The 25,874-nt window shown below is 56.5% G+C and carries 25 protein-coding genes and 1 tRNA gene; all 26 read right to left on the bottom strand.

Features of this window, described 5'->3' with window-relative positions; genetic code table 11:
* Positions 1 to 10 precede the first annotated feature (10 nt).
* Entirely contained in the window at positions 11 to 2,158 is a 2,148-nt protein-coding gene (gene flhA / locus ABJT94_RS10255) for a flagellar biosynthesis protein FlhA (protein WP_348475792.1), read from the bottom strand.
* A gap of 173 nt (positions 2,159 to 2,331) precedes the next feature.
* On the bottom strand, positions 2,332 to 3,468 hold the full coding sequence (gene flhB / locus ABJT94_RS10250) for a flagellar biosynthesis protein FlhB (protein ID WP_348475438.1): 1,137 nt from the start codon (positions 3,466 to 3,468) through the stop codon (positions 2,332 to 2,334).
* 59 nt (positions 3,469 to 3,527) lie between these two features.
* A complete protein-coding gene (gene fliR / locus ABJT94_RS10245) occupies positions 3,528 to 4,304 on the bottom strand; it encodes a flagellar biosynthetic protein FliR (RefSeq protein ID WP_348475439.1) in 777 nt (258 codons plus the stop codon).
* A 10-nt stretch (positions 4,305 to 4,314) separates the two neighbouring features.
* Entirely contained in the window at positions 4,315 to 4,584 is a 270-nt protein-coding gene (locus ABJT94_RS10240) for a flagellar biosynthetic protein FliQ (protein WP_127555229.1), read from the bottom strand.
* 11 nt (positions 4,585 to 4,595) lie between these two features.
* Complete coding sequence (gene fliP / locus ABJT94_RS10235; RefSeq protein ID WP_348475440.1) at positions 4,596 to 5,312, bottom strand: flagellar type III secretion system pore protein FliP; 717 nt, start codon at positions 5,310 to 5,312, stop codon at positions 4,596 to 4,598.
* A 22-nt stretch (positions 5,313 to 5,334) separates the two neighbouring features.
* Entirely contained in the window at positions 5,335 to 5,847 is a 513-nt protein-coding gene (fliO, locus tag ABJT94_RS10230) for a flagellar biosynthetic protein FliO (RefSeq protein ID WP_348475441.1), read from the bottom strand.
* Complete coding sequence (fliN, locus tag ABJT94_RS10225) at positions 5,844 to 6,314, bottom strand: flagellar motor switch protein FliN (protein ID WP_348475442.1); 471 nt, start codon at positions 6,312 to 6,314, stop codon at positions 5,844 to 5,846. Before fliN ends, fliO begins: the two co-directional genes overlap by 4 nt.
* Positions 6,307 to 7,395: a flagellar motor switch protein FliM gene (gene fliM / locus ABJT94_RS10220; protein WP_348475793.1), complete on the bottom strand. Its 1,089-nt coding sequence runs from the start codon at positions 7,393 to 7,395 to the stop codon at positions 6,307 to 6,309. Before fliM ends, fliN begins: the two co-directional genes overlap by 8 nt.
* Positions 7,392 to 7,919 (bottom strand): flagellar basal body-associated FliL family protein, encoded by a 528-nt coding sequence (locus ABJT94_RS10215; protein WP_348475443.1) that lies wholly within the window; start codon positions 7,917 to 7,919, stop codon positions 7,392 to 7,394. Before ABJT94_RS10215 ends, fliM begins: the two co-directional genes overlap by 4 nt.
* A 184-nt stretch (positions 7,920 to 8,103) precedes the next feature.
* A complete protein-coding gene (locus ABJT94_RS10210) occupies positions 8,104 to 9,648 on the bottom strand; it encodes a flagellar hook-length control protein FliK (RefSeq protein ID WP_348475444.1) in 1,545 nt (514 codons plus the stop codon).
* A gap of 246 nt (positions 9,649 to 9,894) precedes the next feature.
* Entirely contained in the window at positions 9,895 to 10,260 is a 366-nt protein-coding gene (locus ABJT94_RS10205) for an Hpt domain-containing protein (protein ID WP_348475445.1), read from the bottom strand.
* Between the two features lie 160 nt (positions 10,261 to 10,420).
* The gene (locus tag ABJT94_RS10200) at positions 10,421 to 12,148 is read right to left on the bottom strand and encodes a fused response regulator/phosphatase (protein ID WP_348475446.1); all 1,728 of its coding nucleotides are present in this window, start codon (positions 12,146 to 12,148) and stop codon (positions 10,421 to 10,423) included.
* Positions 12,145 to 12,450 (bottom strand): STAS domain-containing protein, encoded by a 306-nt coding sequence (locus ABJT94_RS10195; protein WP_348475447.1) that lies wholly within the window; start codon positions 12,448 to 12,450, stop codon positions 12,145 to 12,147. Before ABJT94_RS10195 ends, ABJT94_RS10200 begins: the two co-directional genes overlap by 4 nt.
* A 171-nt stretch (positions 12,451 to 12,621) precedes the next feature.
* The gene (fliJ, locus tag ABJT94_RS10190; RefSeq protein ID WP_348475448.1) at positions 12,622 to 13,071 is read right to left on the bottom strand and encodes a flagellar export protein FliJ; all 450 of its coding nucleotides are present in this window, start codon (positions 13,069 to 13,071) and stop codon (positions 12,622 to 12,624) included.
* Positions 13,072 to 13,115: 44 nt separating this feature from the next.
* Positions 13,116 to 14,507: a flagellar protein export ATPase FliI gene (gene fliI / locus ABJT94_RS10185; protein ID WP_348475449.1), complete on the bottom strand. Its 1,392-nt coding sequence runs from the start codon at positions 14,505 to 14,507 to the stop codon at positions 13,116 to 13,118.
* Positions 14,504 to 15,829: a FliH/SctL family protein gene (locus ABJT94_RS10180; RefSeq protein WP_348475450.1), complete on the bottom strand. Its 1,326-nt coding sequence runs from the start codon at positions 15,827 to 15,829 to the stop codon at positions 14,504 to 14,506. The genes fliI and ABJT94_RS10180 overlap by 4 nt, the downstream gene beginning before the upstream one ends.
* A 64-nt stretch (positions 15,830 to 15,893) precedes the next feature.
* A complete protein-coding gene (gene fliG / locus ABJT94_RS10175; RefSeq protein WP_348475451.1) occupies positions 15,894 to 16,958 on the bottom strand; it encodes a flagellar motor switch protein FliG in 1,065 nt (354 codons plus the stop codon).
* Entirely contained in the window at positions 16,951 to 18,726 is a 1,776-nt protein-coding gene (gene fliF, locus ABJT94_RS10170; RefSeq protein WP_348475452.1) for a flagellar basal-body MS-ring/collar protein FliF, read from the bottom strand. Before fliF ends, fliG begins: the two co-directional genes overlap by 8 nt.
* Positions 18,727 to 18,797: 71 nt before the next feature.
* Positions 18,798 to 19,244 carry a flagellar hook-basal body complex protein FliE gene (gene fliE / locus ABJT94_RS10165; RefSeq protein WP_348475453.1) on the bottom strand — a complete coding sequence of 149 codons (447 nt, stop codon included), beginning with the start codon at positions 19,242 to 19,244 and terminating at the stop codon, positions 18,798 to 18,800.
* 584 nt (positions 19,245 to 19,828) lie between these two features.
* A tRNA-Pro gene (locus ABJT94_RS10160) sits at positions 19,829 to 19,905 on the bottom strand.
* 53 nt (positions 19,906 to 19,958) lie between these two features.
* Positions 19,959 to 20,321, bottom strand: coding sequence for a MerR family transcriptional regulator (locus tag ABJT94_RS10155; protein WP_127555215.1), 363 nt, complete (start codon positions 20,319 to 20,321; stop codon positions 19,959 to 19,961).
* On the bottom strand, positions 20,299 to 20,601 hold the full coding sequence (gene ihfA, locus ABJT94_RS10150; RefSeq protein WP_028671389.1) for an integration host factor subunit alpha: 303 nt from the start codon (positions 20,599 to 20,601) through the stop codon (positions 20,299 to 20,301). Before ihfA ends, ABJT94_RS10155 begins: the two co-directional genes overlap by 23 nt.
* A 2-nt stretch (positions 20,602 to 20,603) precedes the next feature.
* Positions 20,604 to 22,979 carry a phenylalanine--tRNA ligase subunit beta gene (gene pheT / locus ABJT94_RS10145; RefSeq protein ID WP_348475454.1) on the bottom strand — a complete coding sequence of 792 codons (2,376 nt, stop codon included), beginning with the start codon at positions 22,977 to 22,979 and terminating at the stop codon, positions 20,604 to 20,606.
* Positions 22,980 to 23,020: 41 nt separating this feature from the next.
* On the bottom strand, positions 23,021 to 24,037 hold the full coding sequence (gene pheS / locus ABJT94_RS10140) for a phenylalanine--tRNA ligase subunit alpha (protein WP_348475455.1): 1,017 nt from the start codon (positions 24,035 to 24,037) through the stop codon (positions 23,021 to 23,023).
* Between the two features lie 145 nt (positions 24,038 to 24,182).
* Entirely contained in the window at positions 24,183 to 24,659 is a 477-nt protein-coding gene (pyrI, locus tag ABJT94_RS10135) for an aspartate carbamoyltransferase regulatory subunit (protein ID WP_348475456.1), read from the bottom strand.
* Between the two features lies 1 nt (position 24,660).
* Positions 24,661 to 25,605, bottom strand: a complete 945-nt coding sequence (pyrB, locus tag ABJT94_RS10130; RefSeq protein WP_348475457.1) for an aspartate carbamoyltransferase — start codon at positions 25,603 to 25,605, stop codon at positions 24,661 to 24,663.
* Between the last annotated feature and the right edge of the window lie 269 nt (positions 25,606 to 25,874).

Below are 25,874 nucleotides of genomic sequence, written 5' to 3'. Positions count from 1 at the left end.
CGATGATTCCTCACTGGCCACCTACAGACGCAACAATGGTAATGTGTTTGTTGTCCGGAATTTCCTGGAAACTCAGGACTTTAAGATTGGGAACACCGTGGCGTACAAAACGCGCCAGGAGCATTCGAACCGATGCCGAGACCAGCAACACAGCTGGCTTGCCCTCCTGCTCCAGTCGTGAAACGGTTTCCTGAAGCGATTGCTGTAACCGTTCAGCCATACCTGGCTCCAGCGACACCCCGTCAAGATTCCCATCACTTCCGGCTTGTTGAACTGTCTTCTGCAACAACTGTTCCAACGAGCGGTCCAACGTTATAACAGGTATCTCTCTGTCGTTCCCGACGATGCCTTGCACGATCAGCCGGGACAACCCCATCCGGGCGGCGTTAGTCAGTTGGCCGATGTCCTGGGTCTTTGGCTGCAGATTCGTCAGCGATTCAGCGATGCTGCGCAAGTCACGAACCGGCACCTGCTCAATCAGCAGGTTCTGCAACACCTTCAGCAACTGGCTCAGCGAGACGGTATTGGGAACCAGTTCTTCGGCCAGCTTCGGCGATTTCTTAGACAGCAGGTCGAGCATTTGCTGGGCTTCTTCATGGCCAAGCAACTCATAGGCGTGTTGTTGCAGCAAATGATTGACGTGTGTGGCCACCACGGTACTGGCATCGACCACGGTGTAGCCCAGCGTCTGTGCACGCTCTTTCTGGGTAGCTTCAATCCAGATGGCTTCCAGGCCGAAGGCCGGGTCAGTCGTTTTGGCGCCTTCCAGTGGTCCGAATACCTGCCCTGGGTTGATGGCCAGTTCCCGGTCGGGATACACCTCGGCTTCGGCGATGCCGACCCCCATCAACGTCAGCCGATAGGCATTGGGCATCAGATCCAGGTTGTCGCGAATATGAATCGACGGCACCAGGAACCCCAGCTCCTGAGACAATTTCTTGCGAATCCCCTTAATCCGCCCCAGCAATTGCCCACCCTGGGAGCGATCAACCATGGGAATCAGCCGGTAGCCGACTTCCAGCCCGACGATATCGACCGGCTGCACATCATCCCAGCTCAGCTCCCGGGTTTCGCCTTCGCTCGCAATCGCCGGAGCATCGGTGCCAGCCAATTCACCTTTCAGTGGCTTGCCAGCCGACCCGGTTTTTCCGGGTCCTTTGGAAGGTTTGTCAGGCATACCAGGAAAGAAATTCTCCCCATCGGCCTGTTTTTGACGAAAAACAATGAACAAGGCGCCAAGCCCTGCCAGAAACGCCAGTGACAGAAACACGGTGTGCGGCATGCCCGGCAAAACACCCATAACGAACATCATAAAGGCCGCAATGCCCAACGCCTTGGGCGTGGAAAACATTTGCGCCATGATCTGGTCGCCCATTTCCTGGCTGTTGCTGTTGCGCGTCACCATAATGGCGGCCGCTACCGATAACAGCAGCGACGGGATCTGGGCAACCAGGCCATCGCCGATCGTTAACAGGGCATAGACCTGCAATGCCTGACCGAAATCCAGATCATGCTGCATCATGCCGATGGCGAGCCCGCCGAAGATATTGATCGCCAAAATCAGGATGCCAGCAACAGCATCGCCACGAACAAATTTGGAGGCACCATCCATTGAGCCATAGAAATCGGCCTCCTGCGCGATTTCCGAACGCCGGGTCTTGGCCGTTTCAGCGTCAATCAGACCCGCATTTAAGTCCGCATCGATGGCCATTTGCTTACCGGGCATCGCATCGAGGGTGAACCGCGCGCTGACTTCAGACACCCGGCCCGCACCTTTGGTCACCACGACAAAGTTGATGATCATCAGAATGGCGAACACGATGAAACCAACGGCATAGTTGCCACCGATCAGCACTTCACCGAAGGCTTCAATCACTTTCCCGGCTGCGTCGCCACCCTCATGACCATAAAGCAACACGACCCGGGTAGAGGCAACGTTCAAGGCAAGCCGCAACAGGGTTGCAACCAGAATGATGGACGGGAAAACGGCGAAATCGAGTGGCCTCAATACGTAAATAGAGACCAGCAATACAACGATGGACAGCGCAATGTTAAAGGTGAAGAAGGCGTCGAGCAGCAAGGGCGGCACGGGCAACGTCATCAGCCCCAGTACCATCAGCATCATGAACGGGATGCCGAGCACCCGTTGCGTCATCATTTTGGCATTGCTGCGCGTGCTGGTCAGAACCGCGCCACGGTCCAGAGAGCGGACCTGTGTACCAAAACCTTTGATATTATCGAATAGGGCCATCTGTCAATTTTCAGGCGAATGCAGGGAGTTACAGGAGGTATCGCAAGGATTGGGCCAAAGAGGCCCATTCAGGACCGAAACTAGTCGTCGGCTTTCAGATCATCAGGAATATCGACCGACGGTTTGCGTTCAGGTTTGGGCGCCCGACCTTTCTTCCATTGGTCGGTCTGGAAGACAAACGCAAGAACCTGGGCGACAGCCACATAAAGCCCTTCCGGTATTTCCTGGCCGATCTCGGTATGGTGATAGATCGACCGGGCCAGAGCCGGCATTTCGAGAACCGGTATTTTATATTCACCGGCAATTTCCCGAATTTTCAGGGCGGTTTCGTCAACCCCTTTTGCCAGCAGCATGGGCGCGGGCATGCCCTGGGGGTCGTATTTAAGCGCGACGGCATAGTGCGTCGGGTTGGTGATCACCACGTCGGCATCGGGAACGTCGGCCATCATCCTGCGGTTGGCCATTTCACGCTGCAACTGCCGAATCTTGCTTTTGACTTCCGGTTTGCCTTCGGTGTTTTTGTACTCCTCCTTGACTTCCTGCATCGTCATTTTCAGCTTCTTGGTGTGACTGTAAATCTGAAACGGAATGTCGACGATCGCGATGATGATGGTGCTGCAGCAGATAAGCAGAAATGTCCACGCCAACACTATGGCAGCATGACGAATAGACGGTATGGTGGGTTCAAAGACCATGCTGATGAAATCGTCTTTAAGACCAACCAGGACCAGCACCGCCACACTGCCGACGATCAATACTTTGCCCCAGCCTTTCAACAGTTCTACCAGAGCGTTCATTGAAAACATGCGCTTGAGGCCCGACAGGGGGTTCAGACGGCTGCCTTTGGGTGCAATGGCCTTGGTTGAAAAATTCCAGCCACCTAGCCCAATCGGGCCAAAAAAAGCGGCCACCAGCAACAGCAAAAACAGCGGCAGCAACGACCACATGGACTCGACAAACGAAATCTCCAGATACCCCAGAGCGACCTTGGTATCCCAACTTGCGTTCGGGTCGAAACTGAAACTGAACTTCATGATGTCCAGCAAGTTAGCTGCCATAGCTGGCCCGAAAATCAACATGCCTACCGCAGCCGCCACCAGAATGGCAGAGGTGTTCAGCTCTTTCGAGCGGGCAATATTGCCCTCCTCCGCCGCTTTTTCTTTCTTTCGCGCCGTGGGTTCTTCTGTTTTTTCCTGGGAGCTGTCTTCTTCAGCCATGGGAAGGCTTCTCCTGCATTACCCACTCAAACTCACTGGAGTTTGGCCGGCTTACCCACTCAGGGTTGTTGAAGGATCTGCAACATAAAGTCGAGATGTACGTCGAGCAGTTGTTGCACCATGGGCAATGCCACCCAATAGCTGGCCCAGACGATGACCAGCCCGGCCAGCATCGTCACCGGAAAGCCCAGAGCAAAGACGTTTAGCTGCGGTGCAGCGCGCGTCATAACACCAAAGGTCAGGTTCACGAGAAGCAAGGCGGCAATGGCCGGTAGCGCCAACATCAGCGATGCTTCAAACAACCAGGCACCGAACTGGGCCACCGACATAAACACACTCTGGCTAAACGCCGAGTCGCTAACCGGCATCAAAAAGAAGGATTCCGCCAACACTTCGAGCACAATCAGGTGGCCGTTAATCGACAGAAACACCAGTGTGACCAACACCTGATACCACTGGCTCAACACCGCAACCGATACGCCATTGGCCGGGTCGACCATCGACGCAAACCCTAGCCCCATTTGCATCGAAATCGTTTGCCCTGCCAACACGAACACCTGAAGAATCGTGAGCACAACGAACCCCAGGGTGAGCCCGATCAACAGTTGCATCGCGATGATCACCAGGCTTTGCAAACCGGTTACTTCTATGACTGGCATAGGGGGTAATACCGGGTAAAGCGCGACGGTCATGGCAAAGGCAAGCCCCAGCCGAATGCGTGCCGGCACGACCTGGGCGCCGAAGATCGGAACAATCATAAAAAAGGCGCCAATGCGGAAAAACGGCCAGAAAAAATCGCTGACCCAGCTCGCTACTTGCGCGTCGGTAATGACCAAGGCTCTGCCTCTACCCAATCAGAATGGGAATGTTGTAGATAAGCGTATTGGTGAAATCCACCACCATGCCAACGATCCAGGGGCCAGCAAAAATCATCATCATCAGCGTGACCAGTAGACGCGGCAGAAAACTCAGCGTCTGTTCGTTGATCTGAGTCGCCGCCTGAAAGGTGGCAACCACGAGGCCCACCACCAAACTCGGAACGATCAGTATCGACACAATGGCGACCACAATGAACAGAGCTTCGGAAAACAAATCGGCGATGTTAATGGCATCCATCGGATGACTCCCTACGCAAAGCTGCCAGCGACTGAACCCATGATCATGGCCCAGCCATCCACCAGAACAAACAACATGATTTTAAACGGCAAGGATATGATGATGGGTGACAACATCATCATGCCCATAGCCATCAGCACAGAGGCGACCACCAAATCGATGATCAGAAACGGAATAAACAGCAGAAATCCAATTTGAAACGCCGTCTTGAGTTCACTTGTCACAAAGGCCGGAACCAAAACATTCAGCGGAGTGTCCTGCGGCGTTTCAATTTCGTTTTCCATGTCCGCCAGTCGAATAAACATGGCAATGTCCGTTTCCCGCGTTTGTGCCAGCATGAAAGTTTTCATCGGGGCTACGGCTTCATCGATGGCTTCAAGCGGCAGGATTTCTTCGTTGATGTAGGGCTGAATGGCGTTTTCATTCACCTCGTTCAATACCGGCGTCATGATAAAGAACGTCAGAAACAGAGCCAGGCCAATCAACATCTGATTCGATGGTGTTTGCTGCAAGCCGATGGCCTGTCGCAGAATCGCGAAGACAACGATGATGCGGGTAAAGCTGGTCATCATCATCAAGGCGGCGGGAATAAAGGTCAGCGCTGTCATCAGCGCCAGAATTTGCAGGGTTACCGAATAGGTCTGACCACCGTCAGCATCGCTCGTCAGAGTAATGGCGGGTATCCCGCGCGCCTGGGCAACGGTGCCCAGCAACAGCAGCGCAGCCATGCCTGCGCGAGCAAGACAGCGGTTACGATTGGGAGTCCGAATCGCCCGGGGTTTTCTGTGGGTTTTTTCTGTGTTTGGCCAGAGGGTCACTGTCCAGTCCTTTCAATAAGCCTTTCATTCGATCGGCGAATGGACTGGGTTGCATCGCGTCTGTCAGATCTAGCGGGCCATCGAAGCGGTGCAACGTTGAGATGGATTGTGCGGTTACCCCGATCAGCAGGGTTTCATCAGCCGCCTTGACCAACATCAACTTTTCGCGCGTACCCAAAGGCATCACTGACAGTACTTTGATGTGGCGGTTATTGAAGCCTGAGCCGCCAGCCATTCGTCGTACTAACCAGCCACACGCAAAGATGAGGCCAACAATGAACAGCAGGGTTAAACCCAGGCGCATATAGTCACCACCCCCGCCAGGCACAGCGGAACCGGCGCTAGCAAGCACCCGGTTGACAGGCAGCAGCAGAAGCCCGCCGGTGGCCGTTGCACCGGCAGACGTCAAAGTTTTGTTGGCAGCGTCAAAGAACGGGAAGCTCATCGTAACCGCTGTATCCGTTCCTGCTGACTGACAACATCAGTCAGTCGAATACCAAACTTCTCATTCACCATCACCACTTCGCCATGTGCGATCAGGGTACCGTTAACCAGAACATCCAGCGGTTCACCCGCCAGTCGATCCAGCTCGATCACACTCCCCTGGTTCAGTTGCAGCAGGTTTCGAATGGGAATCTGGGTGTTGCCAACCTCCATGGAAATCACCACGGGAATGTCGAGAATCACATCCAGATTTGGCGAATCGCCAGGAGAACCGACCGATGTGGCCGCACCGAATTCCTCAAGCGGGGCCCGGGTAGGGTCACTCTGGGCGTCATCATCGTCATCGCGCTCGTCATCACCGGATTCCGACATGGCGGCAGCCCATTCATCGGCCAGCGCCTGATCGTCCTGGCTGCTTTCTTCGCCTGCGTCTATCTCGTCTTCCGGTGGCAAGTCATTGTCACTCATCGTTACTCTCCTCTTTCACCGTCTGGCTGATCGCCTCGACCGCATATTCTTCACGTTTGCGCCGTCGCTGCCCCAACAAACGGGATTTCAGGTCACCCACATCGCGTTTGGCCATGGGAGACGGGCGTATCACTTTCATCGCCAGGTTTTCACCGGACTGCCCCAGCGTGCACTCAAACAACGGCACCTTGTTCGCCGCCAGCGTCAGGGTTTCCGGCAAATCAATGGGAATAATGTCCCCGGCTTCCAGATCAACCAGATCGCGCAGCTTGATGTCGCGCTCGACCACGGTTGCGTTGATGGGTACTTTGGCGCGCAGAATATCGTGACGCAGGGAATCGACCCAGCGATCGTCAATTTCATCGACATCGCTTTGCACACCGGCATCGAGTACTTCACGTACCGGTTCAATCATTGAATAAGGCATGGTGACATGCAGGTCGCCACCGCCTCCATCCAGCTCTACATGAAAGGTGCTGACCACCACCACTTCGCTTGGGGAAACGATATTGGCCATGGCCGGGTTCACTTCGGAAGAAACGTATTCGAAGTCCACATCGAGCACGGCACCCCAGGCCTCTTTCATATCCTGAAAGACCTGTGACAACACCATTTGAACCACGCGAATCTCGGTCGGGGTAAATTCACGACCTTCAATCTTTGCATGACGACCATCGCCACCAAAGAAATTGTCGACCAGTTTGAACACGAGTTTGGCGTCCAGAATAAACAGCGCCGTGCCGCGCAGTGGCCGCACTTTAACCAGGTTCAAGCTGGTCGGAACATACAGCGTATGCACGTATTCGCCGAACTTGAGTATTTGAATGCCACCGGTCGCAACGTCTGCACTGCGACGCAGGAAGTTGAACATGCTGATACGGGTATAGCGGGCAAAACGCTCGTTGATCATTTCCAACGTGGGCATGCGACCGCGCACAATGCGGTCCTGGCTGGTTAAATCGTAGGATTTAACGCCATTGGCGTCGCCGGTGTCTTCCTCTTCAACGGCACCGTCATCGATGCCGTGAAGCAACGCATCAATTTCGTCTTGTGACAGTAAGTCCTGCACGGCAGCCCCTATTGCATGACAAAGCTGCGAAACAACACGGTTTCAAAACCGGGTCGGCCGAGCTTTTCTTCAATCGTTGCCTGGACCGTCGCCGTTAGCGACGCAACCAGCTGTTCTTTGCCTTCTACCGTCTTCAGTGTTTCAAAATCCTGTTCTGCCAGTGTTTGCAGCAAGTTGTTGCGTAACAGTGGCATGTGCATGTTCGCGGTATCGATCGCCTCACCATCGCGAGACACCAGCGACAGCTCCAACTGCAAGAAGCGGGTTCGGCCTGCTTCGTTGAAATTGACCACAAAGGCCGGCTGCATGGCCAGGTAGTTGGCCGGGCCAGCATTCATGGCTGCGTTCATCTCTTCTTCCGACATCTCCGTTTCACCCGCAGCGTCGTCGGCCCCAGGGCTCAACAGGAACAGAGTGCCACCGACCGATGCGCCTGCCACAACCAATACTCCGACCATGATCAGCAGCATCATTTTCAGTTTCTTTTTGCCCGAGCCAGTCGCTTCCTCGACATCTGCTTGCTGTTCTTCAGCCATGCGTTACTTCCAATTTCCTGGTAGGTGGCAGTCCTGTCGGAACACCCTCGTTTAATGGATACTCGCTTGCATTGTCCGGGTGTCAAAACCGCCTTGCTCTCCACTTTGGCTAGCAAGGGTTGCGCCAAGAGTTAGATCTGCACAGCGCTTGCACCCGGATGCAATTACCATCAGTCTAGTCGGGTCAGACGAAATGGTCGACCAGCCCCTGCCCCCAGGCTACGCTGGTGGCTGACTCAGCGGAACTTTCGTCGTCACCTGCTGCCAGACCATTTGTGTTGCCGCTATTGTCGTTCCCCTGCTCACTGCCTGCCTGTTGATGCCCGGCCGACTCTTCCCGGATATCGAGTTTCGCCAGCGACAAACCCTGTTGTTCCAGAAATTCACGCAACCGGACACTCTGACTTTCCAGGGCCTCGCGAACCTGAGGGCTCTGCACAACGATCTGCACCTGAGTCTGGTCATTCTGAACCGTAATTCGGACATCCATCATGCCAAGCTCAGGCGGGTCGAGGCGAATCGTGGCTTGCTGTATATCGCCCCTGACCATCAACGCCAGCCGTTCACCCAATTGCCGACCCGCTTCACCGGCCAGCACCGGCTGTTGCAGGCTGCGTTGAATAACCGCATTAACGGCATCAGCCTTCTCGGGAATCGGCTGTCCAGCCAGCAGTGGCTGCCTGGCATCGTCGGCCACAGCCGCTGCCAGCGGAGACAAACGAGCCGCCGCCAGCGAGTCGGAGTGGTCAGTGACGGGTCCACCCGCCTGCAACAACTTGCTGAACAGAGTATCGGCTGCCGGTGCCGGTTTGTCGGCAAGCAGCGTCGAATCCTGGGCTAACAGAGCACTTTCGGGACGGGATTGGTCGAAGGTCGAAGGCAGGCTGCCCCCGGCCGCCGTATTGAGAACCGCCCTGACACGCTCGGCGATGGAAGTTACCAGTTGCGACAACCCGCCCTGCCCGTCGTTCAGCGCCTGAGACCATTGCTGTAATGTTTCGAGCATGGTGCGTTCACGTGGTGCCCCTCCAATGGAAGTACTGCCGGTCAGGGGGAGGCCGGTGTTCATAAGTTCGGGGGTGTCAGCCTCCTGCGATGAGACCGCGAGTTCGCCCCTGACAAAGCCTGTTGACGCATCCCCTGCCAACTGCGCGACCTGCTGGTACCACTGGTTTACATCAGCTCCCAGTGACGCCAGCGAATCGCCCATTGCCTGAACGGCCAACAGCGCTTCAGGCCCGAGATCATCCAGGGCTTCAGCGGTCATGGCAACCGTTGGTGGGTCAGCGACCCAAGTCTGTAGGGTGTTAATAAAGTCCTCGGCGGCTTCTTCGGTTAAACCCAAGTGACCGACCAGCATGTCAGTAAGCGGGCCCGTCTCACCTTCGGGCACGTCCTGTTCAAGCGCGAGCAAATTCTCCAGCGTCGTCGTCAGCCCTTCCAGGGTGTCGGCCAAATTGTCCAGCGCCAGTTCCGACTCGCCAATCGGCCCGGTATCGGTTTGCCGCTGCGGCAACAATTGGCCAGAGAGTCCACTGGCCGGAGTTTCAGTAGAGCGGGCCGAAGAAAGCCTGGCCGCCACAGATGCTGAGCTTTCAGATCGATGTGTATACTCGCTAAAAACGCTTTGAAAGCCGCGCTGGGACAGGGCGGGTGCCTTTGCATCCGTATCGGCGACGACGGCTTCCCGGGTACTGCTTACAGCGAACTGAGGCGACAATAACTGCATGGTGCCATTTCCGACGTAAAAGGTGTTCTGGACCATTTGCAAAGCCCGGGCCATTCAGGTGAAAAGCAGGTTGCATCGAGCGGGCAGAGGGTGGGAATGAAAGAATCTCAGGACTGCTATGATGACCAATGTCCATCGACCCTATACTGCGACCGGCCTGAATAACGGCTTATTCCAGAAGGTATAACTGGAGTGGTTAGAACAACAGTGTACAACTGCAGTGCCTAGCGACTGACCTCACTAAATCTACAGATACGAATCGCGCATCAGTTTTTCGACCTGATTCAGCTCGACTTCAATCCGGTCGACCAGGCCTTTTGATCCCTGGGTTCGGCCGGAGCGAGCCAGGTCTTCAAGCTCCCGACACAGGCTGGACAATTGCTTGGCCCCGACATTAAGCGTACTGCCTTTGAAACTGTGCGCAGACTGACGAATGTCTTCCGCAACGCCGGAATCAACGGTGCGCACCAGCTCACGGACGCGCACCCGGGCGTCGCTCAGAAAGGTGTCGATCAGATCCGGAAAATCGTCTTCGAGCAGCGTCTGCAACTCACCCAATATAGTCACATCCAGATGATCGTCTATCTGAGTTGGGGTATCGGAATCAGACATGGCAGCCTCGCGTTGGGTGATTGAGTTGTGCACCGTCCCTGGGGCTCCGTAAGTCGGTTACTGACATTCATAATAGGCGTTATCGGCTGAGTTTTACAGCCGGTCTATCTAGCCGTCTGGCAAGGTAACAGAAATGAGCCAGAAACCTCTGCGCAAATGCTCAGTTTCGAGGCCAGCGGACGATGGCCCTGACAGACCGCCCGCCGTCGAGATAGGTCAGTTCGTCGCTTAATTGCCGGATCAGGGTAATACCACGCCCGCTGTAATCCCATTGAGCGCTGGGTTGCGGGTCGGACTCTGGTTGTTCGTCGCCGAAATCGGCAAAGGGGAACCCGCTTCCGGTATCCGTGACCTCCATGATCAGCTCGCCGCCAATTTCCAGCGGCCGATGGGTCAGCGTGAGCCGGACACTCCCATCCGACAGCGATGCCAGCGCCTGTTCGCGCTGTAGATAATACTGCCCGAAGCCCTGGGGGCCTGTCTTCAACCCGGAATCCAGTTCCAGTACGCCATGTTCCAGTGCATTGCTGAACAATTCAGCCAGCAGGGTGTACAGCTGCCCCCCCAACGGCCGCAGCCCCTCCACTTCCATCAACAGATTCATGACCAGCGGCAGGGGGTTAAATGCCGCCAGGCTTTGCTCGTGCAGCGCCAGGCTCAGGGTCCAGTTGACCGGGCCGCCGATAGAGCCCTTGCTCGATTCGTAGGTGGTCATGCCGATATCTTCGATATCGACCATTTTGGCCGTTACCAGGGTGATGTCATCGTCCCGGTCGCTACCGCCCATAAAGTGGTCGACCTGATCGAGAATCGCCTGAAAGATCCGGTCCGGATGGTCGGTGCAGGAAAACACCTGATTGAGCCGCTCTTCACCAAACATGTCGTCGGTTGGGTTACGGCTTTCGATAATGCCGTCTGACCACAAAAACACCCGATCGCCGTTGTGCATCACCACATCCAGACTGTGCGGATCAAACTCGTAGGGGTCGAGCACGCCCAGCGGCAAGTGCGCACTGGCGAACCGCTCTACCGTTCCACTCTGCTCACGGTAGAGGTACACATCGGGCACACCGCCCACCCAGACGCGGGCCGACTTGTTGTGAAAATTCAGCTCCACCATGGCACCGCAACAGAATACCCCGACCGGTAGTATTTTACGTAGCTTGCTGTTGACCTCGCGCAACACCTCTTCCATCGAAAAACCCTTGGAGGTCATTCCATAGAAAATCTCCGCCAGCGGCATGGCACCAATGGCTGCGGGCAACCCATGGCCGGTGAAGTCGCCCAGAAACAGCAACATGCCCCCGTCGGGTTTGCGTTCGGCCAAAACGGTATCGCCATTAAACACCGCCATCGGCGAGAGGGAGTGCTGGATATTGGGCAGATTCAGACAACCGGAGTGTGCCACGTTGTCAAAAACGGTTTTGGCAACCTGTTGTTCCAGCAGCATTTGCCTGTTATGGCGTTGCAGTTGGGCGTGCATGGCCCGCATTCGGCTGAAGGCGTTGATTTTTGCCTTGAGGATGACCCGGTTGTAGGGCTTCGACATAAAGTCGTCGCCGCCGCTGTCGAGGCATTCGGCCAGAGATTCGGCATCCTGCAAGGAGGTGAGAAAGATGATGGGGACCAGGTCACTCTCTGCCAGGGATTTGATCGCACGGCTGGCTTCAAGCCCGTTCATGACCGGCATCAGGGCGTCCATCAGTACGATGTCGGGAGCGTGCTGTTTGAACAGTTCGACGGCTTCACGGCCATCGGTAGCCAGCAGCACTTCATGACCCTCGCGCCTTACGATGGCCTGCAGGATCATGCGGTCGGACTGATTGTCATCTGCGATCAGAATCCGCAACCCCTGACCCTGAGGTTGCGCAGTCGAATGGGTGATCATTCGATCCTGAACAACTGTCCGAAATTGGAAATGGTCAGAATCTTTCGAACGTCCTCATTGCAATTGATAATGCGGATTTCCGAATGGTCGCCACCGGCGTGATCCCGAAGCAACAGCAACATGCCCAGCGCCGAGCTGTCCAGATAGGTGGCATCGCACATGTCGATAATATACACCTTGATGTCCGGCGAGGCGTTCTCATAGATCTGGCGAAATTCCTGGTGCGAACTGAAATCAAACCGGCCAGTAATCTTGATGGTCATTTCGCGCCCGTTGTCGCTGGGAATTGCCGACACTGTCATAGTAAATCCTCTGTGGTGTATTGGGCTCTGGGGTGGGCGCCCTTTGTTTTTGTAGGCGGTTCCTAATTCTATAGTGTAGACGGCTCCAAAGAGGATAGCGCCTCCCGACAATCTTGCCCGCTGTCAGTTACTTTACTGGTTGCATGGGCGGGCTGGCAAGCCGTTCCCGGGTTATCGGCCCGGTCCTGAGCGCTGCGCCATCTGCCCGACCAACTCATCCAGTGCTTTTTGCTCTTGTTTGTCCGCCTCAATGACTTCCTGCAACGAGAGTTTGTCTACCAGTTGGCCAATACTCTTGCGCCGCTGATAAAGCTTCTGCCATTGCATCAGCACTTGCTGCTCCTGACGTTGCCATTGTTTTATAACCCCTTCCTGCTGACCAATCACGCCACCCAACTGATCGATAAAGCCCTGGGTACGACGCCATTGCACAATGGACAGCCCCGCGCTGCCCTGGGTTTCCAGGTAGCCAAGGTATTCACCCCGATAACCTTCCAGTTCAGTCAGTTGAGCCTGCTCCTGCTCCAGGCGCTGACGTGTCTGGGCAAGTGCCTGGGCGGCCTGGTCTTCCCGCTGCCGGGCCAGCTTCTCGATCAATTGCATTCGCTGCGAACGTTTCATGGCGTACTGCCTGCCTTGTTCATGGTGCGATCATTGCGCGACCGTTACGGGGTGCGCTGCGGCCGGGCCAGAGGCCGGCCTTTTTTCATCGCGGAGGGGGCTGGCGCATTCTGGCCGGGTGACAGCGACTGTAATTGGGCGACGCTTTCCTGATACCGCACCTGTTCGTTTAACCCCTGCTGCAAAAAACCCCGAACGACCGGAAACAGTTGTATCGCTTCATCGATGTCTTTGTCCGACCCTGAATTATAGGCTCCAATGGCGATCAAGTCCCGATTCTGATGGTACCGCGCCCAGACCTGCTTGAGCGTTTGCGCCTGTTTCATATGAGCCGCTGATACGACTTGCGGCATCGCACGGCTGATGCTTTGCTCGATATCGATGGCCGGGTAATGGCCCTCTTCCGCCAGGCGCCGGTTCAGCACAAAGTGGCCGTCCAGAATGGCACGGGAAGCATCGGCAACCGGATCCTGCTGATCATCCCCTTCGGTCAGCACAGTATAGAAAGCGGTGATCGATCCGCCACCGGCCTCGGCATTACCGGCTCGCTCGACCAGTTGCGGTATGCGTGCAAAGACCGAAGGCGGGTACCCTTTGGTGGCCGGTGGTTCGCCGATGGCCAGTGCGATTTCGCGCTGGGCCTGGGCAAAACGGGTCAGGGAATCCATCAGCATCAGAACGTTCTTGCCCTGGGCTCTAAAAAACTCGGCAATGCTGGTGGTGTACTGTGCCGCGCGCAATCGCAACAGGGGCGCATCATCGGCCGGTGATGCCACGACGACAGCGCGGGCCAGACCCTCATCGCCAAGAATGTCTTCGATGAATTCCTTGACCTCCCGGCCGCGTTCGCCGATCAGCCCGACTACGATAATGTCAGCCGTGGTAAAGCGGGTCATCATGCCCAGCAACATCGACTTGCCCACACCCGAACCCGCAAACAAGCCCAGGCGCTGGCCCCGACCAACCGTCAGCAAGGCGTTAATGGCGCGAATGCCGACGTCGAGCGGCTCGCGAATGGGCTGTCGATGCAAGGGGTTTATCACCACCCCGTTCAGGCTTTGCTCCACCCGGCAACTGAGCGGCCCCTTGCCATCGATTGGTTCGCCAAAGCCGTTAACGACCCGACCTAGCAGTTCATCACCAATCACCAGTTCACTGGCACTTTCCAGAGGCACTACCCGGGCACCGGAACGCAGCCCTGAAATGGGTTGTACCGGCATCAAAAAGGCTTTGTCGTCCTGAAAACCCACCACTTCCGCTTCGATCCGATTTTGCCGGTCGATCACCAGACACCGCTCACCAACGGTGGCGTTCAAGCCAATGGCTTCCAGCGTGAGCCCCACCATTCGGGTCAGCTTGCCTTCAACAATGACCGGACTGCGCTCGGGAATCCAGCGCTGACAGTCCTGGAGAAACAGGCCCAGGTTTTTACTCATGGGTCGTTACCATCAGGTTCCGGAGTGCGCTGCTGACCGGGGGAGTCATCGTCATCGGGTTCGCCGGTCCGATCAGTCTGAGGCATATCATCATCCGATTGCCCGGCTGCACCAGTCGTCTCCAGCTCCTCCGAGGCTTGCCGTTTCGGCTCGGTACCGGCCTCTTTGACCGCATCCAATTCGACGGCAGCAGGCTCTGAGGTGCCTGCAACACGGGTGTCAGAATCATCGATGTCAGACTCTGACACGTCATCTTGAGCGGGCGCGCTGTCAACCGATTCAGGCGCTTCGTTATTCGCCACAACGGCCTGCGGAGTGTCATCTACTGACCCGTCCGCTTCGCGTTCAGCCGAATCGTCTGCGGAAGGCCCTGCTTCGTCTCCAGGCTGTGTTTCGGCAGTCGGCGTTTCATCGTCCAACGCTGCTCCGGTAGACTGCTCGGCCTCCGGCTCCGCGGGCGGCAAGGGCCAGGGTGACTCCATTTCAGCCAGTTGTTCACTAAGCCCGGCATGCGCCAGCAAGTTGCTGACCTGCTGGCGATAGCGATGTTCAAGGGTGTAATCCACATAGCTGAAGCGAGTGCGGATCACACAACCACCGCGGCTGATCGAGGGTGTGGGCACCAGGTTCCAGTGCTGCTCGGCAATGGGTTCCACGTAAGCAGCATCCTCGGGGTTGATCTCCAGCGTGAAGCGCTCGTCCGCGTTAGGCAGCGCCTGGACGGCGGAATGCACCAGGCCCTGAATGTGTTCAGGTTGAAGTGTCAGTTCGGCATCGATTACGTTGCGGGCAATGCGCGCCGCAAGCGCGACCAGGCCCGATTCGAGATCATCGGTTTGTTGCCCCAGCACGGCTTTGATCTGTTCAAACAACTCGCTCAGCGGCGCCAACTCGGCGTTGATGCGTTCAGCTTCTTCTTGCTGAGCAGCCAGCATACCCGCTTTATTGCCCACACTCAGGCCTTCCTGCTCACCGCTGTCGTATCCGGCCTGGTAACCTTCCGTCTGGCCGGTAGCCTGACCTTGCTTCATACCCTGTTCGAAGCCGGATTCAAAGCCTTCGTTGTAAGCGTCTTCGTGGATCTGGCGAATGTCTTCTGCCGTCGGAGGGCTCAGGCTCTCCGGCTGGACGTCTTCGACGATACTGGTATCTGCCTGGCGAGCGCCGGGCTGGGGCACCGGTTTACCCTGGGCATCCCAGCGTGGCAATTGATAGGGTTCAACGTTGGGGGCCTCCTGTCCGGACGCTTTGTAGCCCGTTGCGCCTTTTTTGGGCGATCCCGCTGCGCTTCTGGTTGGCCCTCCGGCATTATTTGGTATCATCGTGACAGGCCTTCTGGTAACGCCGGGTGAATAACGTCTGGGTTGCTCCGCTCATACCCGGGCGTCATACCATTGCATCGCCTGCGGAGCCACCCAGTACGATCTCTCCGGAGTCGGCCATGCGCCGGGCGATGTTGAGAATTTCCTTTTGCGCCGATTCGACATCGGTCAAGCGTACCGGCCCCATGGCTTCCATATCGTCTTTGAGTATCTCCGCAGCCCGCTTGGACATATTGCCGAGAATTTTCTCCTGCAGATTCTGGTCCGCACCGCGCAGAGCAACCTTGAGTGTGTCGGTGGCAATTTCGCGCAGCAAGGTTTGAATGCCCCGGTCGTCGACTTCGGACAGGTTGTCGAACACGAACATAAGATCGGCAATCTCGGTCGCCAGGTCTTCGTCGACCTCTTTGATGCCATCCATGATCTCGGCTTCGACGCTGGATTCCAGAAAGTTCATGATCTCCGCCGCCGTCTTCACGCCACCCAGAGACTGGGCCTGGGTACCCGCACTGGACGAGAACTGCTTCTCAAGGATGGAGTTCAATTCCGACAACGCCGCTGGTTGCACTGTCTCCAGTGACGCCACGCGCATGATGATATCGAGCCGGACTTTTTCACTGAACTGGGCCAGAATCTCAGACGACTGATCCGGGTCGAGATAAGCAATCACAATGGCCTGGATCTGGGGGTGTTCGTTACGAATGATATCGGCCACGGCCCGGGCCTCCATCCATTTCAGAGTATCCAAGCCAGTGGTATTGCCACCGAGAAGAATACGGTCAATCAGACCCGAGGCTTTGTCGGAACCGAGTGCCTGGGTCAGCATGTTGCGAATGTAATCATTGGCGCCAATGCCGAGACTGGTCTGACCGCCCACTTCTTCGAGGAACAGTCTGACCGACCCTTCCAGTTGCTGCTGACGGACTTCAGACAAACCCGACATCGCCGTGCCGACTCGCTGCACTTCTTTTGGCCCAAGATGTTTGAGCACTTCAGCGGCGTCGGCTTCACCGACACTCATCAGCAGAATGGCTGCCCGGTTAAGCCAGGGAATACCATCCAGGGCGCGCTCGGCGTCTTCTTTGCTGTTCTGCTTGGGTACCGGCAGATTCGGGTTCTGTTCAGTCATTGCTCATAATCCAGCGTTTCAGCACCAGCGCGACCCGACCCGGGTCTTCTGCTATCAAGCCGCGCAGGGCATCCAGTTGCCGTTCAAAGCTTTCGGACGGGCCCGGCAATTGATACTCGTCGACCGTGCTCAGGGTGACTTTGTCGTCGGTGATGGAGTCTTCGTCCATATCCAATGAGGCCAGCATGTCATCGTCCCCATCCTGCTCGGCTTCTCCCCGGTTCATCAGATTTCTGAGCGCCGGGCGCAGAATGCCAAACACCAGTATCAGGACGAACAGGCCGGCCAGAATCTGTTTGGCGATGTCCCAGAACCAGGGTTGAGTGTACCACTGAGGTGCGTCTACGGCGTCATCAGTCCCCATGAAGCTGGAGTTGATCACGTTAATACTGTCGCCCCGGGCCGGGTCATAGCCCACAGCATCCTGAACCAGCAAGCGTAACTGCTGCAGTTGCGCTTCAGTCCAAGGCTCGCGGGCGGCTTCTCCGGTCTCCGGGTCAGTACGCATCACATCGTCTACCACCACAGCAACGGTCAGACGGCGTACACGCCCCTGCTGGAACTGAGTGTAGCTGAGAGTCCGGTCAACTTCATAATTACGGGTGGCCTCACTGCGGCTAGAAGTGGGTGGCTGCACCGGCTGGCCTTCTCCATCCAGCTCTTCGGGCGCTTCGGCCAGGCCCGGCGGCTGATTGTTGAGTGCCCCGGGGATGTCACCCTCGGCCTCGCCGGTGCGCTCTTCGTCGATGGTTTGTTCACTGCGCAAGGCGATCAGATCGGGGTTGTACAATTCTTCAGCCTGCTCCACCCGCGTAAAATCAATGTCGGCCGACACCTCCGCACGAAACTGCTGATTCCCCACAACCGGGCTGAGAATGGAGTTGATAGCATTGACCATGCGGTCTTCAACGCGCTGGGTGTAGGCAAACTGCCGATCGGTCAGTTCTTCGGCGGCGGTCTGGGTATCGTCAGACAAAAGCCGACCACGCTGGTCAACAATTGATACATTGGACGGCTGCAGTTCGGGTATTGAACCGGCTACCAGGTTGCGAATGGCGTTGACGGAGTCCCGATCCATTTCGGCACCGGCATACAGGTCGGCGAAGACTGAAGCGGTTGGCTGTCGCTGGTCGCGAACAAAGACAGAACGTTCCGGTATTGCCAGGTGAACCCGGGCGGTGCGAACCTGATTGATCGAGGAAATGGTGCGTGCCAGTTCACCTTCCAGACTGCGCAGATAGCGGGTGTTTTCCATGAACTGACTGGTCCCGAGCGGCTGATCCTGATCGAGCAGTTCATAACCGACCGTCTGATCATCCGACAGCCCAGCCCCGGCTATCGCCAGGCGGGCCTGGTGCAAGTCGCCCTGTCGAACCAGAATAACGCCACTGGCGGGGTCGATGTCGAAATCCACTGCATTGGCTTGCAAGACTTCGATCACATCGGCCGCGGCATAACTGTTCGTGCTGTTCATCAGCGGTCGGTAGGTTTCTTTTTGCGACCAGAGCACGACCGCCAGGCCCAACGCAATGCTGGCCGCCAGCCCGATCAACAAGCCGAACTGACGCATCATGCCCAGCTTATTGAACCCCTGTACCAGTGGGTGTAGCCGGCTGGTTGCAGAGGTGTTCGCGTCGACCATGTCCGAGCGTTCAGTCGCTGCCATACCGCGACCTTCACCACGCGAGCGGCTTGGCAAAGCGCTGTCATCCCGTTGCGAATGGCCGCCCATGGCCGTTCCAGTGGCGGCGGGTACGTTTTCAGTCATGTTCTATCCTGTTGGTTAGCCTGACTCCAGCAGCCGGAGTCCGTCATCATGCGTCCAGACAACAACGCGATTCAGATCGGCATGTTCATGATTTCTTTGTAGGCTTCGACCATCTTGTTACGCACTTCGGTCATCGCCTGAAAGGAAACACTGGATTTCTGCAAGGCGATCATCACCTCGGGCAGGTCAACCGACGGATCACCCATTTCGTACCGGGTTGCTATGCCACTGGCCGCCTGCTGATTGCCATTCACCGTATCAATAGCCGATTTGAACATATCGCCAAAGGACGGCACATCCTCGGTTGGCGGTGTACTTTGCAACGCATTGATGCCCTGTGGTGCCAGGCTGTCCTGCACCTGCCCGGCCGGGTTCGCCTGCTCCCGGGCCTGCTGCAACTGGCTGGCGAAGCCCGGCCCGTCTGGCCGGTTGGCATTATTGGCAGGCGGGTTCATCTGCTCGCGAATGGACCGCATCTGGCCCAGTACATTCTGAATATCGAGACGATGATCGGACATCTGCATTCCCCTTAAACACTCCGGCCATCAGGAGCGTCAAAAAAACCGGTGATTCGGGTCGATTCGGGCTCGGGGCGACAAAATACAGTCGCTTTACACTCGAAATGACCACTGACAAGGGAGACAGAGCAAAGGATGGGCCAATCTTTGCCGCTTGGGGCAGAAGACCGCTGTCGGCGGGAAATTACCGAGTATTGATTACGCGAGTTTAGGGGTTAGTACAAAGTAAGCGTCGGCTGCCGGTGGTGCCTCTGCGGGAGAGTCCGTAGTATGGATCGGTCCGACGTCTCGACTGCGATCTAGGCTCTATGGACGGATTTACGCCGAGCGAGTGTCGCACCACCCGAGAGGCACCACCGGTAGCCGACATGGGCCATCTCCACTGAGCGCCCCGGACCTTTAGTTGATAAAACGTCAGACACAAAAAAGCCGGCTCAATGGCCGGCTCTTTTGTGATGTTTTTGGTCGGGCATGCAGGATTGGTACCGGCCGGCGTTCCGGCTGCGGCTCGAGCCACCCCACGACTTTCCTTACCTGCAGGCACAAAAAAGCCGACTTCTCAGTCGGCTTTTTTGTGGTGTTTTTGGTCGGGCATGCAGGATTTGAACCTGCGACCCTCGCCACCCCATGACGATGCGCTACCAGACTGCGCTAATGCCCGAAAACGTCGCGAATAATACGCTAAGCAGTTGAAAAATCAAACCTTTTTGACGATTAATCGTCAGAGAGCAACTTCAATACAGCTTCGAGTTCGCGAATCATATCCTGAATCAGGGCCTGATGCTGATGCTGCATGACTTCGCCCTCTTCCGGATCGGACAGTTTTTGCCGGGCGCCACCAATGGTAAAGCCATCTTCATAGAGAAGGTGACGAATCTGGCGAATCAGCACGACATCATCCCGCTGGTAATAACGACGGTTACCCCGACGCTTTACCGGACTGAGCTGCGGAAACTCCTGTTCCCAATAACGCAGGACATGTGGTTTGACGGCACACAGTTCACTGACCTCACCAATGGTGAAGTATCGCTTCCCTGGGATAGGAGGCAATTCATTATTCTGGCTCGGTTCCAGCATATGCCTCGACTTTTACCTTAAGCTTCTGACCGGGACGGAATGTCACCACCCTGCGCGCTGAAATCGGGATTTCCTCTCCCGTCTTCGGATTCCTGCCAGGGCGCTGACGCTTGTCTCGGAGATCAAAATTACCGAACCCCGAGAGCTTAACCTGTTCGTTATGCACTAACGAGTCGCGAATCTCCTCAAAGAAGATTTCGACCATTTCCTTTGCTTCACGTTTGTTGAGGCCAAGCTCTTCGTACAAGCGCTCTGCCATCTCAGCCTTGGTCAGGGCCATTCTCAGTTCCTCAGCGCAGCATCGAACCTCGTCTGCAAGGTGTTGATGATCGAATCCATCAAACTGTTTACTTCTTCATCAGTAAGAGTGCGTGAAGGATTCTGCCAGGTCAAGCCCAGAGCCACGCTTTTTCGTTGCGAATCAATACCTTTGCCACGATAGATATCAAAGAGGGTCAAGCTTTCCAGATCCTCTCCGGCCATTTCGCGAACACTGTTCATCAGGTCTGCAACCGGGGTTTCTTCATCAACAACGACGGCCAGGTCACGGGTACTGCCGGGGTAACGCGACAGGGCTGTAAAGGCTGGCAGTTGAGTTTTAACAATCCGGTCGAGCCGCAACTCGAACAAAAAAGTTGGTTGCTTGATGTCCAGATCCCGGGCCAGGCTCGGGTGCAGAGCGCCAATGTAGCCGACCAGTTTGCCATTTCGTTCAATACGAGCGCTTTGGCCCGGGTGCAACGCTGTGTGGCGGCCCGGCAGAAAATCAAACTCCACTCCTTTCACCAGCGACAAAACCTGCTCGACATCCCCTTTGACATCAAAGAAGTCGAGCACTTCGCCGTTTTCATACCAGGCTTCAGGCAACCGGCTGCCGGTCGCAATGCCGGATACCATGGCAATCTGCTCTGTCCCCTTAGAGGTTTCCCGGAACCGCAAGCCCGTTTCAAACAGCCGGACCCGGTCTTGCTGGCGTTTCAGGTTATGCGTCAGAGCGCGGGCCAGACCCGGCCACAGGGATACCCGCATCACGGCCATATCGGCAGAAATGGGGTTAGCCAGCTCAATGCCCGCTTCTTTGGGGAACATGGCCTGCTGCAACGCTGGCTCGACAAAACTGTAGGTAATGGCTTCCTGGTAGCCCAGTGCGGCCAGCCGATCAGCGATCGCGGCGGTCGTGACCCTCTGTTCCGGCTTGCCCCGGGGTCCCAAAGCAGCCTTGGGCTGGGTTACCGGCAAGCGGTTATAACCGTAAATTCGGGCAATTTCCTCGACCAGATCGGCCTCGATTGCCATGTCAAAACGCCAGCTCGGTGCCACAACCTGCCATTGACCGGCGGCGGTTTCTTGCAGAGCAAAGCCCAGTCCGGTCAGAATCCGCTGAATCTCTCCACCGGCTATTTCCAGCCCAAGCGCCGATTTGACGTGGTCGGCACGTAACGCAATGGTGGCGGGCACCGGCACATTCGCCTGTACTTCATGCACCTGAGTCGGGCCAGGTTCTGCGCCGCAGATATCCACCAGCAAACGGGTGGCTCGCTCAACGGCAAGCTCCTGCAAAGCCGGGTCTACACCGCGCTCGAAACGGTGGCTGGCATCGGTGTGCAGGCCAAAACCACGGGCTTTGCCCGCTATTTCAATGGGCGCAAAGAAGGCACTTTCCAGGAATACCCGGCGGGTTTCCCGGGAGACACCGCTCTGCTCGCCGCCCATCACACCGGCCATCGCCAGGGGGCCTGCAGCGTCGGTAATCAGCAGATTGTCAATGCCAAGCGTCAGGGTCTGTCCATCCAGCAGCACCAGGGTTTCCTGGTCCCGCGCCCGGCGGACTGTGATGCCCTCTTTCAGCCGATCAAGGTCGAAACCATGCAATGGCTGACCCAACTCCAGCATCACATAATTGGTGACATCGACCACGGGGTCGATCGAGCGAATGCCCGAGCGGCGCAATCGCTCAACCATCCACAGTGGCGACTGGGCCGCGACGTTGACGTTGTTCAGTACGCGCCCCACGTAACGCGGGCAGCCTACCGGGTCTTCTAGACTGACCGGAAAGGTATCCTGATGCGTAGCTGCGACCGGTTCAATCGCCGGTGCGGTTACGGTCAGGTCATTCAATACCGCCACTTCGCGGGCCAGGCCCACAATGCTCAGGCAGTCTGCCCGGTTTGGGGTCAGGTCGATTTCGATGCTCAGGTCATCCAGGTTCAGCAGCGTGCGCACATCCTGCCCTAACGGTGCCGAATCAGCCAACTCGAGAATGCCGTCGTGGTCGTCTGACAAGCCAAGCTCTTTCTCACTGCACAGCATGCCCTGGCTTTCGACATCCCGCAGTTTGGCTTTCTTGATCTTGAAGTTGCCTGGCAAAACAGCACCGACTTGCGCCAGTGCGACCTTGATACCGGCGCGGGCATTGGGAGCCCCACAGACGATCTGTACCGATTCGGTGCCGGTATCGACTCGGCACACCTGCAGTTTATCGGCATTGGGATGCGGCTCGCAGGCCGTGATATGGGCGGCGATCACGCCGGAAAACGCTTCGGCTACTGGCTCGGCTCCATCGACTTCCAGACCGGCCATGGTGATTTGATCCATCAGTGCCTGCGCACTGATATCGGGATTCACCCATTCCCGTAACCATTGTTCGCTGATTTTCATAAACTGTTAACCATCCTGACTTTTTGACGGGCCACCGGGGTTCAGTTGAACTGGCGCAGAAATTTAAGGTCGTTCTCAAAGAACAGTCGCAGATCGTTAACGCCGTAGCGCAACATTGCCAACCGCTCGACCCCCATGCCAAATGCAAACCCCTTGTAGGTGGTGCTGTCGATGTTCGAGGCGGCCAGCACATTCGGGTGCACCATGCCGCAGCCCATCACTTCCAGCCAACCGGTGTGACTGCACACGCGGCAACCCTCGCCCCGGCACATCACACACTCGATATCGACTTCGGCCGATGGCTCTGTGAATGGGAAATAGGAGGGACGAAAACGAACCGCCAGTTCCTTTTCGAAAAACACCCGCAAGAACTCCTCTACCGTGCCTTTCAGGTCGGCAAAGCTGACGTCGGTATCGATCATCAGCCCTTCCATCTGGTGGAACATGGGGGTGTGAGTCAAATCCGAATCGCAGCGGTAGACCCTGCCCGGGCATATCACCCGAAAAGGCGGCTCTCCGGCTTCCATGGTGCGCACCTGCACCGGCGACGTGTGAGTCCGCAACAAGGTGGTGGCGTCGAAATAAAAGGTATCGTGCATGGCACGTGCCGGGTGGTGTGAAGGAATATTGAGCGCTTCGAAGTTGTGATAATCGTCTTCGATTTCCGGCCCGACGGCGACATCGTAACCAATGGCGGTGAAGAATGATTCCATGCGACGCAGCGTTTGTGTCACCGGGTGCAACCCACCCTTCCCCTGGCGACGACCCGGCTGCGTTACATCCAGCTTCTCTTCAGCCAGGCGCTGGCTCAGCGCCGCCTCTTCCAGTTCGGCCTTGCGCGCGGCAATGGCGTCTGCCACGGCGGTTTTGACCTCGTTAATTTTGGCACCGGCGGCCGGGCGCTCCTCGGCGGACAGGGCTCCCAAGCCTTTCAACTGGGCAGTGATTTCGCCTTTCTTACCCAAAAACCGGACCCTGAGGTCATCCAGTTCCTGAGTTTCTTTGGCATGGCGAACCGCGTCGAGCGCGCGGTCATGCAGTTGAGCTAGGGTTTCCATGGACTGTCGAGACTCCCGTCGGAAATAGGCTGTAAAAAGCCTTTACTATAAAGATGAGATTAAAATAAGCAACTGAAAAACAAGGCTTTTTAGACTTGGAGCGCATATGTGACGGGGTGCCTGAAGGCTGCCTGGCAACCCCGATTCAGAGGCTGCCTTGCTCAATAAACAGGCTGTCGGCAAAGGCACGCTCACAGTAGTGACACTTCAGCTTGACGGCTTCATCGGCCACCAACACACTGAAACGGGTATCGACCGGCTCATTGTGGGTAATGCAATTGGTGTTGGGGCACGTAAAGACACCGACAAAACGTTCTGGCAGGCCAATCGGGAATTTACGAACGACCCGGTAATCCTCAATGATGTTAACGGTCGCCCGGGGGGCGAACAAGGCCATCTCGGCCGCATCGCTCTCGGTAAAGCGCCACTCGTCAATCTTGATCAGGTCTTTCAGGCCACCTCCGTGACTGGGCAGGTTGAGGCCGACGGTCAGGCGGACCTCAGCGTTTTTCAGCTGCAAGCGCCCGATAATCGTCAGCCCCTTTCCAGCGGGGATATGATCGATCACCGTACCGGACTGGATGGCCTCTACCAGCATTTTGTCCCGGTTCATCCCAGACATCTCACCGACCTCCCGGAAATGGCAATTCAATGGCTTCGTTCATGACACCCGACAACAGCGCCTGGCGCGCATAAACCCCGTTTTCGGCTTGCTGGAAATAGTAGGCAAAGGGCGTACGGTCGACACTGGGGTGTATTTCATCAACTCTGGGCAGAGGGTGCATGACCCGCAAGTTAGAACGTGCGTGACTCAGCATATCGGCCTTGAGAATGAACTGAGAGGCAATATGGGTGTACTCGGTTGGATCCAGCCGCTCTTTTTGCACCCGGGTCATGTACAACACATCCACCATGGGAATCACTTCCTCCAGGGATTCAACTCGGCTGAAGCGAATACCCATCGCCGTCAAATTGTCTTCAATGTACGCCGGCATCGCCAGTGCATCGGGGGATACAAAATAAAAGGTGGGGTTGAAATGCCCCAGCGCCTGAGCCAGCGAATGCACAGTACGGCCATACTTGAGGTCACCGACCAGAGCCACCGAGAGGCCATCGAGCCGGCCCTGGCATTCTGCGATCGACACCAGATCGAGCAAGGTTTGAGTCGGGTGCTGGTTTGCGCCATCGCCACCATTGATGACCGGCACACCAGCCACTTCGGCCGCCAGCCTCGCCGACCCTTCCTGCGGGTGCCGCATAATGATGGCATCGGCATAGGAGGCAATCATTTGAATGCTGTCGGAGAGGGTTTCGCCTTTTTTGGCCGAGGTATTACCGCTGTCGGAAAATCCAATCAACGTGCCGCCCAGGCGCTGCACCGCCGTTTCAAACGACAGACGGGTGCGGGTAGAAGCTTCAAAAAAACAGCTGGCGATCAGTCGGTCTTTCAACAGCGGCAACGGCCCGGAGTGTTTGAGCTCGGCCGAACGATTAACGATGAATTCAAGGTCGGTGCGAGACAGATCTCCAATGGAAATCACGTCTCGACGATACAGAGGGTTACTCATGAACCTGCCCAAGCAAGATTTGGCGTATTATAAAGCAAGGGAGCCTCTGAACAACTCCCGCCCGCACGTTATTCAAGGTCACCCCTCCCCCAAGTTCGACGAAGACAGCCCGCGGAACCTTGTGATCGACTTCACAACAGTGTTCGAAAGGTCTTACCAGGCGCCACCCGGGGTATACCCTGAATATACTTGAACAATGGTTGTTTTCTCAGATCGGCTAGCTTGCTACTTTTTGTCTTGCCCGCTGTAACGGCACCACAAAAACGACC

Origin of the sequence: Saccharospirillum sp., assembly GCF_039982735.1 — a bacterium.
In the GTDB taxonomy this organism is placed as follows: Bacteria; Pseudomonadota; Gammaproteobacteria; order Pseudomonadales; family Natronospirillaceae; genus Saccharospirillum.
The sequence above is the reverse complement of the archived record's forward strand: the minus strand, read 5'-3'. Positions and strand labels throughout refer to the sequence as shown.

Bases quoted from the DNA above. Each gene is read 5' to 3' on its own strand.
- fliP (WP_348475440.1), bottom strand. From the start codon at position 5,312: ATGGCTGCGCTGCTGTTGCTGGGCACCGTTGCCCAGGCGCGCGGGATA.
- ABJT94_RS10155 (WP_127555215.1), bottom strand. From the start codon at position 20,321: ATGCTGGAACCGAGCCAGAATAATGAATTGCCTCCTATCCCAGGGAAG.
- ABJT94_RS10195 (WP_348475447.1), bottom strand. From the start codon at position 12,450: ATGACAGTGTCGGCAATTCCCAGCGACAACGGGCGCGAAATGACCATC.
- ABJT94_RS10215 (WP_348475443.1), bottom strand. From the start codon at position 7,919: ATGGCTGAAGAACAGCAAGCAGATGTCGAGGAAGCGACTGGCTCGGGC.
- fliO (WP_348475441.1), bottom strand. From the start codon at position 5,847: ATGAGCTTCCCGTTCTTTGACGCTGCCAACAAAACTTTGACGTCTGCC.
- ABJT94_RS10180 (WP_348475450.1), bottom strand. From the start codon at position 15,829: ATGATACCAAATAATGCCGGAGGGCCAACCAGAAGCGCAGCGGGATCG.
- fliI (WP_348475449.1), bottom strand. From the start codon at position 14,507: ATGAGTAAAAACCTGGGCCTGTTTCTCCAGGACTGTCAGCGCTGGATT.
- fliJ (WP_348475448.1), bottom strand. From the start codon at position 13,071: ATGAAACGTTCGCAGCGAATGCAATTGATCGAGAAGCTGGCCCGGCAG.
- pyrB (WP_348475457.1), bottom strand. From the start codon at position 25,605: ATGAGTAACCCTCTGTATCGTCGAGACGTGATTTCCATTGGAGATCTG.
- ABJT94_RS10240 (WP_127555229.1), bottom strand. From the start codon at position 4,584: ATGGATGCCATTAACATCGCCGATTTGTTTTCCGAAGCTCTGTTCATT.
- pyrI (WP_348475456.1), bottom strand. From the start codon at position 24,659: ATGTCTGGGATGAACCGGGACAAAATGCTGGTAGAGGCCATCCAGTCC.
- pheT (WP_348475454.1), bottom strand. From the start codon at position 22,979: ATGAAAATCAGCGAACAATGGTTACGGGAATGGGTGAATCCCGATATC.
- flhB (WP_348475438.1), bottom strand. From the start codon at position 3,468: ATGGCTGAAGAAGACAGCTCCCAGGAAAAAACAGAAGAACCCACGGCG.
- fliG (WP_348475451.1), bottom strand. From the start codon at position 16,958: ATGACTGAACAGAACCCGAATCTGCCGGTACCCAAGCAGAACAGCAAA.
- fliE (WP_348475453.1), bottom strand. From the start codon at position 19,244: ATGTCCGATCATCGTCTCGATATTCAGAATGTACTGGGCCAGATGCGG.
- ABJT94_RS10210 (WP_348475444.1), bottom strand. From the start codon at position 9,648: ATGCAGTTATTGTCGCCTCAGTTCGCTGTAAGCAGTACCCGGGAAGCC.
- ihfA (WP_028671389.1), bottom strand. From the start codon at position 20,601: ATGGCCCTGACCAAGGCTGAGATGGCAGAGCGCTTGTACGAAGAGCTT.
- ABJT94_RS10200 (WP_348475446.1), bottom strand. From the start codon at position 12,148: ATGATCACCCATTCGACTGCGCAACCTCAGGGTCAGGGGTTGCGGATT.
- fliN (WP_348475442.1), bottom strand. From the start codon at position 6,314: ATGAGTGACAATGACTTGCCACCGGAAGACGAGATAGACGCAGGCGAA.
- flhA (WP_348475792.1), bottom strand. From the start codon at position 2,158: ATGATGACGCAACGGGTGCTCGGCATCCCGTTCATGATGCTGATGGTA.
- pheS (WP_348475455.1), bottom strand. From the start codon at position 24,037: ATGGAAACCCTAGCTCAACTGCATGACCGCGCGCTCGACGCGGTTCGC.
- fliF (WP_348475452.1), bottom strand. From the start codon at position 18,726: ATGACTGAAAACGTACCCGCCGCCACTGGAACGGCCATGGGCGGCCAT.
- ABJT94_RS10205 (WP_348475445.1), bottom strand. From the start codon at position 10,260: ATGTCTGATTCCGATACCCCAACTCAGATAGACGATCATCTGGATGTG.